Annotated in this window: 2 protein-coding genes; both read right to left on the bottom strand. The window is 63.8% G+C overall.

Annotated features, from left to right (window positions below; genetic code table 11):
- Nucleotides 1-872: GHMP kinase (locus tag ACP5EL_RS10305; protein ID WP_428402422.1), on the bottom strand; the 872-nt coding region annotated here is incomplete at its 3' end.
- Nucleotides 873-1,032: 160 nt separating this feature from the next.
- Nucleotides 1,033-1,876 (bottom strand): sodium:solute symporter family transporter (locus ACP5EL_RS10300; RefSeq protein WP_428402421.1); only part of this gene is annotated, 844 nt, incomplete at its 5' end.

The following is a 1,876-nucleotide window of genomic DNA, read 5'->3' as shown; positions in this document are numbered from 1 at the left end:
TGGTGCTCGACCTCGGCCCGCTTCGACCCCCGGAACTCGATCTCCCAGATGACCTCCCCGATCTTCTTGAGGTCGCCCCGCTCCAGGGCCGGGATCAGGTCCATGAGGATGAAGTAGGCTTTAAGCTCCCGGTCCTGGTAGTCGAGGTTTCGGGCCCTGTTCATAAGAAGGTCGAACTCCTCCCTCCCCGAGGAGGAGACGGCGGTCGCGGGGATGATCACGAAGACGTTCTTTCCTTCGGCGAAGGGGTGGTGGTAGGCGAGGGCCAATTCGTCGCCGGTCACCGCCATCCCGCCGTAGGTGACGGCGGCGGGGCCGACGCCGGTCTCAAAGCCCAGAGTGACCCGGCCGTCCTCGGTCTCCTCGACGTAGTTGTTCCCGATCAACAGCCTGATCTCATCTTTTGTCAGTTGAGCGCCGACGGCCTCGTTCATGGCGGTGGCCAGTGCCACCAGGACCGAGCCGGTGGAGCCGAGGCCGACGTGCTTTTGCTCGTGGTCACGGACCTTTATTTTGAAGCCACCGGAGTAGCCGACAGTCTTTTTGAAGACCTCGGCGAAATGGCGGACGATCGGCTCTCTTGGGTAGTCGACGACCGTCTCTTCCGGCGTGCACTCCACCTCGGCAAAGCAATAAATCTGGAGGGCGAAGCCGACCCCGCCGCCGCCGGGCCTGTTGGGCGCAAACCGGTTCATGTCCAGGACGGTGAGGTGGATCCTCGCCGGGGTCGTGACCCTCACCTTCCCCTCGACCGGCTCAAGCTCCCGATGCTTTTTGATCCCCAGGGTGTTGATCTTCTCGCCGGGGGAGAAGGGGCTGAACTCGTACTCCACCAGGTCCAGGTCCCCGCCCCGGATCTTCATCGTGGGCATCTCTCACCACCCTCCGAATCGGATTCTTCTCTTCGAACTTCCTCTGGCCATGAGCTATCAGGCCCCGTCTGGCTATATCTTTTTGCCGGAGGTTCTGGCCGGGCTGGGGTCGGAGGGATCGACGCCCCCCGGTGACCTTTGAAGAGGGCGGAGAGGACGGCTACTCCTCCCCGCCTCCGACCGAGATGATCGAAGAGGAATCCGGGGGCTTCGTGGCCAGGCTTGCCGCAAGGTAGGCCACCGTCCCCACAACGATGCCGACCATCACCGGGTGGATGAGGGGGTTTCCGTAGAAGTTCCAGGCGACGATGGAGACGAAGGTGGCGACGAGCCCCGAGACGAAGCCGGTCGAGGTCCCACGGTCCCAGTAGAGGCCGAATAAGAGGGGGATGAAGACGCAGCAGGCGATCACCCCCATGCTCAGGGAGACCAGGGGCACGATCAGCTCGGGGACGTTTCTGGCCATGAGGGCGGAGACGACGATGATCAGGACCCCCACCACCCTGGTCAGGACCAGGACCCGGTCGTCGGGGATCTCGGGCCGGAGGAACCGGAGGGTGTCGGCGGTGAGGGAGGTGGTCGTGACCAGGACGATGGCGCTGATCGTGGACATGGCCGCCGATATCGCCGCAAGGAGGATGATGGCGTCAAAGCCCGGCGGCAAAAGCGAGGTGGCGACGAAGGGGACGAAGCTGTCCGGGTTTTTGATGAAGGGCGCCAGCTCCTCGGCGGAGAAGACCCCGTAGGCGAGGACTCCTATGGAGAAGATGCAGAGGGCGTAGATGGCGATGGCGATGGGGCTGTAGATCCCGGCGAACTTGACCACCCGGCCGTCCCGCGCGGAGAAGATCATGATCAGAAGGTCCGGCAGGGCCAATAGGCCCAGGCTTATGGAGAAGGCAGTTCCCACCGTCTTCTGCCAGGGGACCAGGTCGCCGGACATGCTGGTCACCGCGGCGGGGATGTTCGCCCAGATCTCCGTCCCCCCACCGTTGTAGAGGAGG

It is taken from the genome of Methanocrinis sp., from assembly GCF_049974945.1.
Taxonomy (GTDB): domain Archaea; phylum Halobacteriota; class Methanosarcinia; order Methanotrichales; family Methanotrichaceae; genus Methanocrinis.
Note: the sequence above shows the minus strand (reverse complement) of the source record. Positions and strands in the feature narration are given on the sequence as shown.